11 protein-coding genes are annotated in these 14,660 nt (G+C 72.3%); 3 read left to right on the forward strand and 8 right to left on the reverse strand.

Features of this window, described 5'->3' with window-relative positions:
• Positions 1 to 48 precede the first annotated feature (48 nt).
• The 3 genes from ACIRQP_RS29700 to ACIRQP_RS29710 all read right to left on the reverse strand — a co-directional run bounded on the left by ACIRQP_RS29700 (position 49) and on the right by ACIRQP_RS29710 (position 3,444).
• Positions 49 to 879: a polysaccharide deacetylase family protein gene (locus ACIRQP_RS29700; RefSeq protein ID WP_403895274.1), complete on the reverse strand. Its 831-nt coding sequence runs from the start codon at positions 877 to 879 to the stop codon at positions 49 to 51.
• A gap of 62 nt (positions 880 to 941) precedes the next feature.
• The gene (locus ACIRQP_RS29705; protein ID WP_403895090.1) at positions 942 to 2,213 is read right to left on the reverse strand and encodes a glycosyltransferase; all 1,272 of its coding nucleotides are present in this window, start codon (positions 2,211 to 2,213) and stop codon (positions 942 to 944) included.
• Positions 2,214 to 2,340: 127 nt separating this feature from the next.
• Positions 2,341 to 3,444 carry a GNAT family N-acetyltransferase gene (locus tag ACIRQP_RS29710; RefSeq protein WP_403895276.1) on the reverse strand — a complete coding sequence of 368 codons (1,104 nt, stop codon included), beginning with the start codon at positions 3,442 to 3,444 and terminating at the stop codon, positions 2,341 to 2,343.
• Positions 3,445 to 3,767: 323 nt separating this feature from the next.
• Between ACIRQP_RS29710 and ACIRQP_RS29715 the strand changes: the two genes are divergently transcribed.
• A complete protein-coding gene (locus ACIRQP_RS29715) occupies positions 3,768 to 5,015 on the forward strand; it encodes a cytochrome P450 (protein WP_403895278.1) in 1,248 nt (415 codons plus the stop codon).
• Between the two features lie 126 nt (positions 5,016 to 5,141).
• Here ACIRQP_RS29715 and ACIRQP_RS29720 read toward each other — a convergent pair whose 3' ends face one another.
• On the reverse strand, positions 5,142 to 5,474 hold the full coding sequence (locus ACIRQP_RS29720; RefSeq protein WP_403895092.1) for a DUF6415 family natural product biosynthesis protein: 333 nt from the start codon (positions 5,472 to 5,474) through the stop codon (positions 5,142 to 5,144).
• Between the two features lie 188 nt (positions 5,475 to 5,662).
• On the opposite strand from ACIRQP_RS29720, the gene ACIRQP_RS29725 reads away from it, so the two are divergent.
• A complete protein-coding gene (locus tag ACIRQP_RS29725) occupies positions 5,663 to 7,075 on the forward strand; it encodes a hypothetical protein (protein ID WP_403895095.1) in 1,413 nt (470 codons plus the stop codon).
• Between the two features lie 81 nt (positions 7,076 to 7,156).
• Here the strand turns inward: ACIRQP_RS29725 and hutI are convergent, their stop codons facing one another.
• The 4 genes from hutI to hutU all read right to left on the reverse strand — a co-directional run bounded on the left by hutI (position 7,157) and on the right by hutU (position 12,859).
• Positions 7,157 to 8,347 carry an imidazolonepropionase gene (hutI, locus tag ACIRQP_RS29730; RefSeq protein WP_403895098.1) on the reverse strand — a complete coding sequence of 397 codons (1,191 nt, stop codon included), beginning with the start codon at positions 8,345 to 8,347 and terminating at the stop codon, positions 7,157 to 7,159.
• A 35-nt stretch (positions 8,348 to 8,382) separates the two neighbouring features.
• Positions 8,383 to 9,918 carry a formimidoylglutamate deiminase gene (locus ACIRQP_RS29735; protein ID WP_403895101.1) on the reverse strand — a complete coding sequence of 512 codons (1,536 nt, stop codon included), beginning with the start codon at positions 9,916 to 9,918 and terminating at the stop codon, positions 8,383 to 8,385.
• The gene (locus ACIRQP_RS29740; protein WP_403895281.1) at positions 9,915 to 11,123 is read right to left on the reverse strand and encodes an allantoate amidohydrolase; all 1,209 of its coding nucleotides are present in this window, start codon (positions 11,121 to 11,123) and stop codon (positions 9,915 to 9,917) included. The genes ACIRQP_RS29735 and ACIRQP_RS29740 overlap by 4 nt, the downstream gene beginning before the upstream one ends.
• Before the next feature lie 77 nt (positions 11,124 to 11,200).
• Positions 11,201 to 12,859, reverse strand: a complete 1,659-nt coding sequence (gene hutU, locus ACIRQP_RS29745; protein WP_403895104.1) for a urocanate hydratase — start codon at positions 12,857 to 12,859, stop codon at positions 11,201 to 11,203.
• A 138-nt stretch (positions 12,860 to 12,997) separates the two neighbouring features.
• On the opposite strand from hutU, the gene ACIRQP_RS29750 reads away from it, so the two are divergent.
• Positions 12,998 to 14,494 carry a diaminopimelate decarboxylase gene (locus tag ACIRQP_RS29750; RefSeq protein ID WP_403895106.1) on the forward strand — a complete coding sequence of 499 codons (1,497 nt, stop codon included), beginning with the start codon at positions 12,998 to 13,000 and terminating at the stop codon, positions 14,492 to 14,494.
• Positions 14,495 to 14,660 lie beyond the last annotated feature (166 nt).

Raw genomic sequence — 14,660 nt, forward strand, 5'->3', positions numbered from 1 at the left:
GGCCGGGCGAGGCGGCGGACAGGCGAGGCTCCCGTGGCATGTCCCCGCCTATCCGGCGAACTCGGGCCCGCGCACGCGGGCGCGCGCGCCTCGGTAGAGCCGCCACCCCAGCGTGGCCGGCGAATCGGGGAAGGGCGCGACCCTGACCCGCTCGCCGCGCGCCCCCTCGCCCGCCATCCAGGACTCGATGTCCGGCACGGTGTGGGTACGCCGGACGATGAGCCTGGCGATGCGGTACGGCTCGTCGCGCCCCGAGCTGAGCGCGTGGCGGACGGCGACGGCGGAGGCGTATCCGGCGGCCTCGGCGGCCCGCCGGACCGCGCGGCTGTTGTAGCCGTGCGGATAGGCCAGATGCGCCACCTCATGGCCGAGGACATCCTCCAACGCGCTTTTGGATTGCCGTAGTTCACGGTGGAGCGCGGGGGCGGTGAGGGTGTCCAGCTGGGGATGGGTGACCGTGTGGGCACCCACCTCGATGCCGTATCCCTCCAGTGCGGTCGCCTGGGCGAGCGTCATCATCGGAGCGGGCGGCAGCAGGCAGCCGGAGCCGGTGCGGGAGCCGGAGCCGGTGCGGGAGCCGGGGGTGAGGGCGTTGGTGGTGGGGGCGTTGGTGGCGAGGGCGCCGGTGGTCAGATAGGCGGTGGCGGGCAGCGCGCGGGTGGCGAGCGCCTCGGCCGTGGGGCCCGGCAGATCGGCGAAGCCGTCGTCGAAGGTGAGGACGACGGGCCGGGGCGGCAGGGCCGTGCCGTGGACGAGATGGCGGGCCAGTCCGCTGATCGGGACCGGCGTACGGCCGCAGCCGACGACGGCGTCCAGCTGGGCCGTGAAGTCCCGTGGGGTGACGGTGAATTCGGCGATCCAGGCGGGCGGGTCGTCCATGACGGCGTGGTAGAGCAGGACGGGAATGGGGCCGGGGATGCGGACGGCGGCGGGCAGGTCCTTCACGCCAGGCCCCCGTCCCCGGCTATCCGTCTGCGCGCCTTCGCGTAGCCGAGGGGGCCGTAGAGCATGCCCCTGCGTTCCAGCCGGGAGAGGCCGCGCGGCCAGGGATAGGACCGCGCGCCGTGCGCGCCGGGCCCTGGCTCCGCCTCTCCGTCCGGGCGGTGGGCGGTGATCGCGCGGGCGTGGGCCAGGCCGCGCGGCAGCTTCGCCAGCAGGGCGGGCAGCAGCGCGGGGCGGCGGACCAGGACCGCGGTCAGATAGGCGGTGAGGCCGGCGCCGTATCCGTACGCCTGGTTCTCCAGGTCCTGCCAGGTCTCGCGGTGGTGGTGCCAGACGAGCGCCCCCGGGGTGTAGCGGAGCCGGTGGCCCGCGGACAGGATTCGGACGAAGGCGTAGAGATCGTCGCCGCCCCTGGCGGGGGTGCCGGTGCCGGTGGCCGGGTCGAATCCCCCGACGGCCCGCAGCGCGTCGGCGCGGAAGGCCATGTTGGCGCCGGAGCCGAAACTGCCGGCGGTGAACGGGAAGAGCGGCTCACCGGCGGGCGGCCTGGCCGGGTCGTACAGACGCGGCTCGAAACCCTTGGCGAAGCCGCCGTGGCTCTCCAGCAGGATCTGGGCGGGGGTGGTGAGCCGAGCGGGCAGGATCAGGCCGGTGACACACCCGAGGCCGGGGTCCGCCGCGAAGGGCGTGGTGAGCGCGGTGAGCCAGTGCGGGTCGGCGATCACGTCGTCGTCGGTGAAGGCGACGACCTCGCCGTCCGCCTCGGTGAGACCGCGGTTGTGGGCGAGGGCCAGTCCGGGGCGCGGTTCGTGGACGTAGTCGACACGGCCGGGGTACCGGGATGCCACGAGGTCGCGGGTGGCGGACGTGACGGGCGCGTTGTCGACGACGAGGACACGGAAGTCCGGGTGGTCCTGTGCGAGAAGCGAGTCGAGGACGCGGGCGAGCTGTCCCGCGCGCTCGCGGGTCCCGACGACGACGGTGGTACGGGGCGGGGCGTGCGGCTCTCCGGCGGCCGTACGGTCCGCCCGGCCCTTCTGCGCTCGGAAGGCGGCCATGAGCACCTCGGCGGGGTCCTCCCCCGCTCCGACCCGGGCGAGCACGGTGGCGGCGGGGCGGCCCCCGATCCGTACGAGCGCGTAGATGTCCCCCTCGCCGAGGGGCGGGCCACCGGGCGCGGGGCCCAGGGACAGCACCGGGCCGTCGGGGCCGGCGAGATCGAGTTCGGCTACGGCGATGGACGCGAGTGTGGCTGTGGATGGATAGGTCATCTGCTCCCCCGTTGGTCCCGCACCCCAGGTCCTGCCCGTCCGCCCGGCAGGTCGCGCGTCGCCCGGCCATCGCCTCGCGTCATCCGCCATCCGCCATCCGCCATCCGCCACTGTCACCCGTCACCCGTCACCCGGCTCGCAGCCGGCCCAGCCGGTTCAGCGTCCGCTGCGCGTATCGGGCCAGCCTCGGTCTGCTCCGTACGAAGCCGTGCGCCCTGCGGGAGGGCTCCCTGCCCAGCCAGGAGAGGGCCGCCCGCGCGCCCGCCCGCGCCGCGGACCCCTCGTACACCCGGAGCCCGCCGGTCTTCAGCGCGTCCTTGTACTCCGCCGCGCCGCGCCCCAGATCGAGCATCACGATCCCCGTCGCGGCGGCGGCCTCGGCCATCCGCAGATGCAGGATCAGCCCCGGCGAGAACTTCGCGAACCCGGGGTCGTAGGCCGGGAACCAGCAGGACAGCACCGTGCGCGAGCGCAGTCCGAAGTGCGCGGCGACAGGGCGCCCGGCGGCGTACAGCACGGAGAGCAGCCCGGAGCAGCCCGGCGTACGAGTGTCCGCGAGCAGCCGTACCAGCGCGCTGATCCACTCCTGGGCGAACCGGTCGCGCCGGCCGGTCCTGCGGTACTGCGCCGACTTCCACGCCATGAGCGCGCGCAGGGCGGCCGGATCGCGTTCGTCGAAGACGAAGCGGACCTCCCCCGTCTGGCGGCCGAGCCTGCGCTCCTTCGCGGTGGTCGTACGGAAGAACGTGGGCGACCCCACGCGCAGGGCCGCCTCGTACGCGGCGTACCCCTCCCCGACCTCGATCACCGGCGACTCGAACCCCTCGGCGGCCGAGGGCACGAACAGCCCCTGTCCCGCTTCCAGGTTGTCGAACTCCCAGGCCGCGAGCGAGCAGGCACCGAGCAGTTCGCGCGCTGTCAGCGGCAGACCGGTACGGAGCACCGCGCCCTGGCAGTCGGAGACCCCGAGCCCGATGGCCCGCCCGTACCCCAACGGGCCCTTCTCGTACGGGAAGAAACCGACGGGCCGGCCGGCCCCCCGCTCCTCCCGTTCCCCCCGTTCCTCACGCAGGACCGCCACGCGCGACGCCGGCCGCACGCGGCCCACCGCGCGGGTGAACTCCGGTTCCATGAACGGGTTGGCCGGGGCGCCGGACGCGGCCCGTAACGCGCGCCAGGCCGCGATGTCCGGCTCGGCCAGCTCCCCCGGCGTCACCACCTCGACGCGCATGCGCGCGGCACCGCGTACCTCGCTCAATTCGACCCCCCGGTCGCGTCCCGCCCCGAAAGGACGGTACCCGCGCAAATCACTCCAGGACAACGGGCCGTAACGGTCCGGAAGCCGTCGGAAGTCACTGGAAGTCACCGGAAGTCACCGCAAGAGGCCAGAACAGGCCGGGAAGAGGCCGGAACAGCTCCTGTGCCGGGCCACCCGGTCCCTCATAGGATCGGGAGCGACCCTGTACCAGGCATGCCGGGAGGGAGAGTCCGTTGACCGCGTCATACGCGTCCCCTTCCGAGCCCCGGCCCGCGGCGCACTCCGCGCCCCACCGGATGGACTCCTCCGGCGGCTGCCCGCACGCCTCCAACGCCGCGCTGCTGGCGAAGGGGGCCGCGGCCGAGGTCCTGCTCCCCGGGGACGTACCGGCGGCGGCGGTGCTCGGCCACGAGGCGCTCAAGGAATTCATGGGTCACCCGGATGTCGCCAAGAACGCCCGGCACTTCACCGCACTGCGCGAGGGGCGGATTCCGGACGGCTGGCCGCTGCGGACCTTCGCGACCGTGCAGGGCATGGTCACCTCGGACGGCGACGATCACCGGCGGCTGCGGTCACTGGTGAGCAAGGCGTTCACAGCACGGCGGGTGGAGGCGCTGCGGCCCGGCATCGAGCGGCTGGCCGACGAGCTGCTGGACGGTGTGGAGGCCGCGGCGGCCGGAGCCGGCGCCGGTGTGGGTGACCGCGGGGGCGACAGCGGGGGCGACGGTGTGGTGGATCTGCGGGCGCGCTTCGCGCTGCCGCTGCCCATGAGCGTCATCAGTGAACTGCTCGGTGTGGACGAGGAGTTCCGGGACCGGCTGCATGTCCTGTCGAACCAGGTGGTGGCGACCGACATCGCGCCCGAGGCGACGGTGGCCGCGAACCGGGAGATGGTGGCGGTGCTCGCGGCGGTGGCGGCTTCCCGTATGGACCGTCCCGGCGAGGACCTCACCAGCGCCCTGATCGCCGCGCGCGAGGAGGGCGGCGACCGGCTCGGCGAGGCCGAACTCATCGGCACGATGATCGTGATGATCATCGCCGGTCATGAGACCACGCTCAATCTGATCACCAACGCGGTGCGTGCGCTCTGCGCCCACCGGGACCAGCTGGAGCTGATCCGGGCCGGTGGCGCCGACTGGGCGGACGCGGTCGAGGAGACGCTGCGCTGGGACAGTCCGGTCAGTTTCTTCCCGTTCCGCTATCCGACCCGGGATCTGACGGTGGACGGCACGCTGATCCCCGCGGGCACTCCGGTGCTGGCGGGCTTCTCGGCCGCCGGCCGTGATCCCGCCGCCCACGGCCCGGACGCGGACCGCTTCGACGTCATGCGACGTACGCGCTCCGCCACGCGCCATCTCTCTCTGGGCCACGGTGCGCACTTCTGTCCGGGCGCACCGCTGGCGAGGATGGAGACGACGATCGCGCTGCGGCGGTTGTTCACACGTTTCCCGGACCTGAGGGTCGCGGTCCCGGAAGAGGAGCTTCCGCGCCATCGGAGCTTTGTGGGCAACAGCGTGCGGGAACTGCCGGTGGTACTGGGGTAGTCGAGGCCCGCCGCAGCTGTGATCGGCAACAGGGGGCCTACAGACGCAGCCCGACTGCCAGGGCGATGGTGAGCCCCAGCGTGCAGACCGCGACAACGAACCACGCCTGATGCTTCGCTTCCGGCGTCATGTCCGGTGCCGCCCTTCCCGTTCGTGCAGGTAGTCCATGAACGTGCGGCACATGCGGGCCAGGGCACGCATGTGGACCCAGTTCGCCATGGCGCCACCACCGGGACCGCTGCCGGTCAGGTCGTACCAGTCCTTCAGCGCACCCCTCGCCCGGACCGTGTGCTCGGTCTCGGGGATCCGCTCCACGAAACCGACGAGCAACGCCCCATGGTCGATCAGCCGGTTGGTGAGATCGACGATCTCCACCGGCGGCGGCATCAGGCGATGCGGGGCGAGCGCGCGGTCGATGTTCAGGGCTATGACATCGAAGGCGATATCGTCATATGCCAATGCCTTCCCGTGTGCGTTTTCCTCTGTGCCTCCGGCTCTGCGGTCTGTCACTGTGGTCACCTTGGCCCCCCGCTCTCTTCGTGTGTTCGGCGTCTACTTGAAGAGAAAACCGCGTTATTACCCTCCCCGGGTACCGTGGAGGGCAGGTCCGAGAATGAAAGCCATGAACGCTTGGGGGAGTTAAAGGCATGGCGAGTAACTCACGTCACTCACGCACACCCAATGCCGGGTTGGCCTCTCTGCTTGAGCAGGCGAAATGGTCCCGTGCGCAGTTCGCCCAGATCATCAATCGCATCGGCGCGGAAGCCGGGCTCCAACTGCGCTACGACCAGTCCGCGGTTTCCCACTGGGTCGCGGGCACCACCCCGAAGGAGCAGGTCAGGCCACTGATCGTGGAGGCGTTCGCGCGCAAGCTCCGGCGACCGGTCACTCACGCGGAGGCCGGCCTGCCGGTCGCGGCCGCCGCGCACGCGCCGGCGGGCTCCGGCATACCCGGCGCCTACGGCCCCTACAGCACTTCCGGCACTTCCGGCGTCAACACGTTCGAAGAACTGGTCGACATGGGGAGGGCCGATATGGACCCGTCGCGTCGCAGTTTGATAGCCGCAGGACTGTTCTCCGCCGCGATTGTGGTACCGCTGTTCCCGGATCTGGCACACGCCGCCACCCCGACGACCGCACCAACCGGCAAGCGGACGGCCCGGATCGGCGCGCCGCAAGTACAGGCCGTACGTACGATGACCGATCGAATAGCGGACATTCTCGATGAACTCGGCGGAGGGCACGCGCGCCCGATGGCCGCCGCGTTTCTCGTGAACACGGTCATGCCCTGGCTCAAGGCCGAGGCTCCGGAAGGCGTACGGAGCGACATGCTGTCGGCGGCGTCCGATCTGGTCTATCTGACCGGGTGGATGGCGATGTACGAGCGGGCGCACGGGCTCGGCCAGCGGTACTACCTCAGGGCCCTGGAGCTGGCCGGCGCCGCCGAGGACCACACGACGTACTGCCGGACGCTGCGCGGCATGTCTCTCCAGGCGTCCAATCTCGGCTACGGCAAGCGCGCGCTGGAGCTCGCCGACTCGGCCGCCGAGGCGTCCCCGCAGGCCGGACCACGTCTGCGGGCCTTCCTCTCCGGGCAGCAGGCCCACTCCGCGGCGATGGTCGGCGACAAACGGCAGGCGTTCACCCGGCTCCGGGAGACCGAGACGGCGCTGACGAAGGCGGACAACCGGCGTGAGTCGGTGGGCGGTTACGACACGACGGCGTATCTGTTCCACACGTCCCATGTGCTGTACGAGTTCAAGGATCTGCCGGGCTCGATATCCGCGCTCCAGCAGTCCCTGAAGGCGCAGCAGAAGAACGAACGGCAGGGCAGGGTCCACTTCCTCGCGGTGCTGGCGCAGCGTCAGCTGGAGCTGGGGCATCTGGAGGCCGCGTGCGGGAGTTGGTGGCAGTTCCTGGAGGACTACGAGCATGTCTCGTCGGCGCGGGGTGACGAGCACTTCGAGACGATGCAGCGCAGGCTGAAGCCGTACGCGAAGACGCAGGCGGTGCGGAGGCTGCGGGCGAAGATCGATGAGGTCGCTGTATTGAAGGGGTGAGGGCGCGTCGGGCCGCCGGGCGACGGGGGGCCGCCGGGCGACGAGGGGGCGCCGGGCGACGCGGGCCGGGCGACGCGGGGGTCAGTGGACCCGCTCGCCGGCCCGCCAGACCGCCGTGACCAGGGGCACCCCCGGGCGGTACGCCAGATGCACATGGCTCGGGGCGTCGAGGAGGGCGAGGTCGGCGCGGGCGCCCGGGGTGAGGCGGCCGATGTCCTGGCGGCGCAGGGCGGCGGCGCCGCCCGCCGTGGCCGACCAGACCGCCTCGTCCGGGGTCATGCCCATGTCGCGTACGGCGAGCGCGACACAGAACGGCATGGACGAGGTGAAGGACGAGCCGGGGTTGCAGTCGGTGGAGAGCGCCACGGTCGCGCCCGCGTCGAGGAGGCGGCGGGCGTCCGGCCAGACGGCGCGGGTGGAGAACTCCGCGCCGGGGAGCAGCGTGGCCACGGTCGCGCTGTGGGCGAGGGCGTCCACGTCCGCGTCGGTCAGATGCGTGCAGTGGTCGGCGGACGCGGCGTCGAGTTCGACGGCGAGCTGGACGCCGGGGCCGTACGAGAGCTGGTTGGCGTGGACGCGGGGGTGCAGGCCCTTCGCGGCTCCCGCGGTGAGGATCGCGCGGGCCTGGTCCCCGTCGAAGGCGCCCTTCTCGCAGAAGACATCGATCCAACGGGCGTACGGGGCACAGGCGTCCAGCATCTCGCCGGTGACGAGGGCGACATACGCGGCGGGGTCACCGGCGTGGTCGGGCGGGACGATGTGCGCGCCGAGGTAGGTGACCTCGTCGGTGTGCGCGCGGGCGATTCGGAGGGCACGGGCCTCGTCCTCGACGGTCAGGCCGTAACCGGACTTGGTCTCCTGGGTGGTGGTGCCCTGGCGGAGCGCCTCGGCCAGATAACGCGCGACGTTGGCGCTCAGCTCGGTGTCGGTGGCGGCGCGGGTCGCGGCGACGGTGGTGCGGATGCCGCCGGCGGAGTAGGCGCGGCCGGACATCCGGGCGTTGAACTCCTGAGTGCGGTCGCCCGCGAAGACGAGATGGGAGTGGGAGTCCACGAAGCCCGGGATCACGGCGCGGCCACCGGCGTCGACGGCATTGTCAGTGGCGGGTGCTTTGCTTGATTCACCGACCCAGACCACGCGGTCGCCGTCGATGACGACGGCCGCGTCCTGGATCAGACCGATGGGGGTTCCGTCACCGAGGGAGGGGTCGTTGGTGACCAGACTGGCGATGTTGGTGAGGGCGGTGGTTCCCGCCGTGGTGGTGGTCGTCATCGTGACGGTCTTCTCCTTCGGCGGCGTCCGCGGCGTCAGCCGCGCAGGGCTGCGATCGACTCGGCGAGGGCCTTGGGCACGTCCGGGACGAGCGCGTGGACACCGTCCCGGACGATCTCACGACCTGCGACGACGGTGTGGCGCACATCCGCCGCGGAGGCGGCGAATACGGCTGTCTCCGCTCCGAGCCGGGTGAGCGTGCCCGCTGTTCTGACCGAGTCCAGGGCGATGGTGGCGAGATCGGCGAGCGCGCCGCGCTCGATCCTGCCCGCCTCGTGCCAGCCGAGGGCCGCGTGGCCGTCCGCGGTCGCGGCGCGCAGGAGGGCGGCGGCCGTCCAGTGGCCGCGGGCGCGGGTGCTCAGCCGTTCGTCGAGTTCCATCGCGCGGGCCTCTTCGAGAATGTCGATGACGGCGTGGCTGTCGCTGCCGAGCGACAGCGGCGAGCCCGCGCGCTGGAGCCGGGCGGCGGGGCCGATGCCGTCGGCCAGGTCGCGTTCCGTGGTGGGGCACATACAGGTGCCGGTGCGGGCGGCGCCCAGCAGGGCGATGTCCTCGTCGGTGAGATGGGTGTTGTGCACGCCGGTGGTACGGGCGCCGAGTACGCCGTGATCGGCGAGCAGACGCGTGGGGGTACGGCCGTGCACGTCGAGGCAGGCGTCGTTCTCCGCGGTCTGCTCGGAGAGATGCACATGCAGCGGTGCCCGGTGGGCCTCGGCCCAGTCCGCGACGGTGGAGAGCTGTTCGGCGGGTACGGCGCGTACGGAGTGGATCGCCGCGCCGATCCGGGCGTGGGCGCTGTCCTTGTGGGCCGAGGCGAGGTCGGAGGCGCGCTCGGCCCAGGCGGTGGCCGTTCCGTCGGAGAAGCGGAGCTGGTGGCGGTCGGGGGGCGCGCCGCCGCGCCGCTTCGTGATGCCGGAGGAGAGATAGGCGGTGTCCAGGAGCGTGATCCGGATCCCGGCCTCGGCCGCCGCCGCGATCAGCGCCTCCCCCATCGCGTTCGGCCGGTCGTACGGAGCGCCGTCCGGGGTGTGATGGAGGTAGTGGAACTCCCCGACGGCGGTGATACCGGCGAGCGCCATCTCCGCGTACACGGCGCGGGCGAGCGTGTAGTACGAGTCGGGGGTGAGCTTGGCGGCGATTCCGTACATGATCTCGCGCCAGGTCCAGAAGGTGCCGGAGCCGACCTGGACGGTGCCGCGCAGTGCGCGGTGGAAGGCGTGGGAGTGGGCGTTGGCCAGCCCGGGGAGGGTCAGTCCGCGCAGCGCCGTCGCTCCGGGCGGCGGGGTCATGACGCCGGTGCGGACGTCGGTGATGCGGCCGTCCGTGACGCCGACGGCGACACCCGGCTCGACGTAGGTGCCGAGCCAGGCGTGCTCCAGCCAGTAGACGGGGCCGGCGGGCGTGGCCGGCGCGGCCCGGCCGGGCGCGGTGGCCGCCCCGGGTGTGGTGTCCGCCCCGGGCTCGGTCGCGGCCTCTGTCCCGGTGGCGGTCCCGGTGGGCTGCCCGCTCCTGGTGGTCTTCCCGGCGTCCGTGACCCTCGTCCTGCCCGGTGCCGCTGTGGGGTGCGTCATGCGCACGCGAGTCCTTCCAGTACGTCGGCGAGTGCCAGGACCCCGGCCACGCAGTCGTCCTCGCCCGCCGATTCGGCCGGGGAGTGCGAGACTCCGGTGGGGTTCCGTACGAACAGCATGGCGGTAGGGATGGAGCCGGACAAAATACCCGCGTCATGCCCGGCGCCGGTGCCGAGGACGGGTACGGGAGCGCCGCCGCCGGGGCGCTGCCCGAGGATCTTGCCCAGCTCGTCCCGCAGGGCGTGCTCGAACTCGACCACGGGGGTGAAGGACTCCCGTACGACGGACAGCTCGATACCGGCCCGGTCCGCGCACGCGCGGGCAGCGGCCTCGACACCGGCGACCACGGCGTCCAGGGCGGACTGGTCGGCGGCGCGGGAATCCAGCCAGCCACGGACGAGGGAGGGGATGGCGTTGACGCCGTTGGGTTCGACGGAGATCTTGCCGAAGGTGGCGAGGGCTCCGGCGAGTTCGGCCTCGCGGCGGGCGGCGAGCACGGTCTCCGCGTAGGTCAGCATCGGGTCGCGGCGGTCGGCGAGGCGGGTGGTGCCCGCATGGTTGGCCTCCCCCCGGAAGTCGAAGCGCCAGCGGCCGTGCGGCCAGATCGCCGACGCGACACCGACGGGGTCGCCGGACAGGTCGAGGGCGCGGCCCTGCTCGACATGCAGCTCGATGAACGCGCCGATCCGCGCGAGGCGTTCGGGGTCGGGGCCCAGCGTGGACGGGTCGTAGCCGGCGTCCTCCATCGCCCTGGGCAGCGTGACGCCGTCCCCGTCGCGCAGTTCATGGGCCTGCTCGGCGGTGAGATGGCCCGCGGTGAGCCGGGAGCCGGCACAGGCGAGACCGAAGCGCGCGCCTTCCTCGTCACCGAAGTTGGTGATGGCCAGGGGGCGGCTGAACCGCGCGCCCCTGCCCCGGAGTTCATCGAGTGCGGCGAAGGAGGAGACGACACCGAGCGGCCCGTCGAAGGCGCCGCCGTCCGGGACGGAGTCCAGATGCGACCCCGTCACGACAGCGTCCCCGGCGAGCGGATCGCCGAGCCAGGCCCACTGGTTGCCGTTGCGGTCGAGTTCGTAGGCCAGCCCCCGGGCCTCGGCCTGCGCGCGGAACCAGGCGCGGCAGTCGGCGTCGGCGGCGGTCCAGGCGTACCGCCGGTAGCCGCCGCTGCCGGAGTCGCGCCCGAGCGGCGCGAGTTCGCGCCACATCTCCTGGAAGGAGGGTGGCCGGCGGGCGTCCCCCTGGGCACCCTCGGCGTGCCCCGGCTCGGGAGGGAGTGACGCGGTCACTCGCCCTCCCGCATCGGGACACGGACGTCGCGCTCGTCGGCGACCGCTTCCGCGATGTCGTAGCCCGCGTCGACATGGCGGATGACGCCCATGCCCGGGTCGTTGGTCAGGACGCGGCGGATCTTCTCGCCCGCGAGCTCCGTGCCGTCGGCCACCGAGACCTGGCCTGCGTGGATGGAGCGGCCCATGCCGACGCCGCCGCCGTGGTGGAGGGAGACCCAGGAGGCGCCGGAGGCGACATTGACCATGGCGTTGAGGAGCGGCCAGTCGGCGATGGCGTCGGAGCCGTCGAGCATGGCCTCGGTCTCGCGGTACGGGGAGGCGACCGAGCCGCAGTCCAGGTGGTCACGCCCGATGACCAGCGGGGCGGCGAGTTCACCGGAGGCGACCATGTCGTTGAAACGCTCGCCCGCCTTGTCGCGCTCGCCGTAGCCGAGCCAGCAGATCCGGGCCGGCAGGCCCTGGAAGTGGACGCGTTCGCCCGCCATCTTGATCCAGCGGTGGAGGGATTCGTTCTCCGGGAAGAGGTCGAGGATCGCCTTGTCCGTCTTGTGGATGTCGGACGCCTCGCCGGAGAGCGCCGCCCAGCGGAACGGGCCCTTGCCCTCGCAGAAGAGTGGCCGGATATAGGCGGGTACGAAGCCGGGGAAGGCGAAGGCCCTTTCGTATCCGGCGAGTTGGGCTTCGCCGCGGATGGAGTTGCCGTAGTCGAAGACCTCGGCGCCCGCGTCCATGAAGCCGACCATCGCCTCGACGTGCCGGGCCATGGACTCACGGGCGCGCTGGGTGAAGTCGGCGGGCTTCTCGGCGGCGTACGAGGCCATCTCGTCGAAGTCGACGCCGAGCGGCAGATAGGCCAGCGGGTCGTGGGCGGAGGTCTGGTCCGTGACGATGTCGACGGGGGCGCCCTCGGCGAGCATCCGGGGCAGCAGCTCCGCCGCGTTGCCGAGCAGGCCGATGGAGAGCGGCCGGCGCGCGTCGCGCGCCTCGGTCGCCAGCTGGAGCGCGTGCTCCAGGCTGTCGGCCCGTACATCGAGATAGCGGTGCTCGATCCGGCGCTCGATGGCACGCGGGTCGCAGTCGATACAGATCGCGACCCCGTCGTTCATGGTGACGGCCAGCGGCTGGGCGCCGCCCATGCCGCCCAGTCCGGCGGTGAGGGTGATGGTCCCGGCGAGCGTCCCGCCAAACTTCTTGGCGGCGACGGCGGCGAACGTCTCGTACGTGCCCTGGAGGATGCCCTGCGTGCCGATGTAGATCCAGGATCCGGCCGTCATCTGCCCGTACATGGTGAGCCCGAGGGCCTCCAGGCGCCGGAACTCCTCCCAGTTCGCCCAGTCGCCGACCAGGTTGGAGTTGGCGAGCAGCACGCGCGGCGCCCACTCGTGGGTCTGCATCACCCCGACCGGACGGCCGGACTGGACGAGCATCGTCTCGTCCTGCTTGAGGGTGCGGAGCGTCCGCACCATCGCGTCGAAGGAGCGCCAGTCGCGGGCGGCCTTGCCGGTGCCGCCGTAGACGACGAGCTTGTCCGGGTGTTCGGCGACCTCGGGGTCCAGGTTGTTCTGGAGCATGCGGAGGGCGGCTTCCTGCTGCCATCCCAGGGCGCTCAGTTCCGTACCGCGCGGAGCCCGTACGGGCCGGGGTCCTGACATGGCGATGCCTCCTCCGTGGTGAATCCGCCGGGGTGAATCCACCGACTGATTTGTTGGCCAATCTATTCACATCTTGTCCGGATGAATACTTGTAGTCAACAGCTGCGTGACCGGTCCACGGATGATTGGCTGGCACGCATGCCTTCGGTTCAGCACAACGGTCGCACCACCCCGCACGGCACGGACGGCTCCGCGGACGGCGGTACGAGCGCGGCCCCCGGCGCCGCGGCCCGCCGGGACCTCGCCGTACGGGCCGCCGTGGCGCAGGGTCTGATCAGCGAGTCCGAGCCCGTCGTCGCCCTGCTCGACGTGGCCGGAATCCGCGCCTCCGCCGCCGCGCTCCGTACCGCCTTCGACGAGGTCACCGCCCCGGGCACCGCGGTTCTGCACGCCTTCGCGGTGAAGGCCGCGCCCCTGGTGGCCGTGGTGCGCCTGCTCGGCGAACAGGGCATCGGCGCCGAGGTCGCCAGCGCGGGTGAGCTGGCCCTCGCCCGCGCGGCGGGCGTACGGCCCGAGCACACCGTCCTCGACTCCCCCGCCAAGACCACCGCCGAGCTGCGCGAGGCCCTCGCGCTCGGCATCGCGGTCAACGCGGACAACCCCCAGGAGCTGGACCGGCTCGACGCCCTCATCGGCTCCGGCACACGACCGGGCTCTGGGACGGGCGCACGACCGGGCTCGGGAACGGATTCAGGGACGGGTTCGGCGACGGGTTCCGGACCGGTCGCCTCCCCGCTCGGGCTGCGGATCAACGCGCAGGTCGGCGGCGGATCCATCGGCGCCCTCTCCACCGCGACCGCCACCTCCAAGTTCGGGATCGCGCTGCGCGACGAGGGCGCCCGCGCCTGGATCGTCCAGGCGTTTCTGGACCGCCCCTGGCTGACCCGGCTGCACACCCACTCCGGCTCGCAGGGCGTCCCGCTGGAGCGTATGGCCGAGGGCGTACGGACGGTGTACGAACTGGCGGAGGAGATCAACGAGGCGGCCGGCCACCGGCAGATCGACACCCTCGACATCGGCGGCGGTCTCCCGGTCAACTTCGGCTCGGACGAGGAGACACCGACGTACGCGGCCTACGCCCGACTGCTGAGGGAGACCGTCCCCGGTCTGCTGGACGGCCGCTACGGACTGGTCACCGAATTCGGCCGTTCTCTGCTCGCCAAGCACGGCACGGTCCTCGCGCGCGTCGAATACGCCAAGTCCGCGGGTGGCCGCCCGATCGCGGTGACCCACGCGGGCGCGCAGGTCGCCACCCGTACCGTCTACGACCCCGCCTCCTGGCCGCTGCGCATCGCCGCGTACGACGCCGGGGGACGGCCCAGGACAGGCCCCGCCGTGGCCCAGGACATCGCGGGCCCGGCCTGTTTCGCGGGCGACCTGCTCGCCGAGAACCGGCCCGTGCCGCTGCTTGAGCAGGGCGATCTGGTGGCCGCCCTCGACACCGGCGCGTACTACTTCTCCAACCACTACGCCTACAACAGCCTGGCCAGGCCGGGCATCCACGGCTTCGTGGCGGCGCCCGGCGGGGCCGGCGGCGGGGTGCGCTTCGCGACCGTACGAGCCGCGCAGACGGTCGAGGAGATCGTCACCGAGTCGGGCGGCGGATACGCCGACGCGCTCCTCCTGGACGACTGACCCGGGCCGGGGCGACCGAGAGCACCGACCCGACCGGGACGGCCGGAACTGGCCACTCCCCCGCGGCCCGGCACGCATGTTCCGATGGAAAATGCCAGAACCTCCTCCCCCCGCACGGACGATGCGTAATCTCACGGTCACTGCCGCACAAGAGTGCGCCCGCACG

This window comes from Streptomyces sp. NPDC102274 (genome assembly GCF_044766385.1).
Classification (GTDB): Bacteria; Actinomycetota; Actinomycetes; order Streptomycetales; family Streptomycetaceae; genus Streptomyces.

Coding starts and splice junctions, on each gene's coding strand:
- ACIRQP_RS29735 (WP_403895101.1), bottom strand. CDS start 9,918: ATGACGCACCCCACAGCGGCACCGGGCAGGACGAGGGTCACGGACGCC.
- ACIRQP_RS29705 (WP_403895090.1), bottom strand. CDS start 2,213: ATGACCTATCCATCCACAGCCACACTCGCGTCCATCGCCGTAGCCGAA.
- ACIRQP_RS29725 (WP_403895095.1), top strand. CDS start 5,663: ATGGCGAGTAACTCACGTCACTCACGCACACCCAATGCCGGGTTGGCC.
- hutU (WP_403895104.1), bottom strand. CDS start 12,859: ATGTCAGGACCCCGGCCCGTACGGGCTCCGCGCGGTACGGAACTGAGC.
- ACIRQP_RS29710 (WP_403895276.1), bottom strand. CDS start 3,444: ATGCGCGTCGAGGTGGTGACGCCGGGGGAGCTGGCCGAGCCGGACATC.
- ACIRQP_RS29700 (WP_403895274.1), bottom strand. CDS start 879: ATGGACGACCCGCCCGCCTGGATCGCCGAATTCACCGTCACCCCACGG.
- ACIRQP_RS29740 (WP_403895281.1), bottom strand. CDS start 11,123: ATGTGGCGCGAACTCGCGCCGCTCGGGCGCGACTCCGGCAGCGGCGGC.
- ACIRQP_RS29715 (WP_403895278.1), top strand. CDS start 3,768: ATGGACTCCTCCGGCGGCTGCCCGCACGCCTCCAACGCCGCGCTGCTG.
- ACIRQP_RS29750 (WP_403895106.1), top strand. CDS start 12,998: ATGCCTTCGGTTCAGCACAACGGTCGCACCACCCCGCACGGCACGGAC.
- hutI (WP_403895098.1), bottom strand. CDS start 8,347: ATGACGACCACCACCACGGCGGGAACCACCGCCCTCACCAACATCGCC.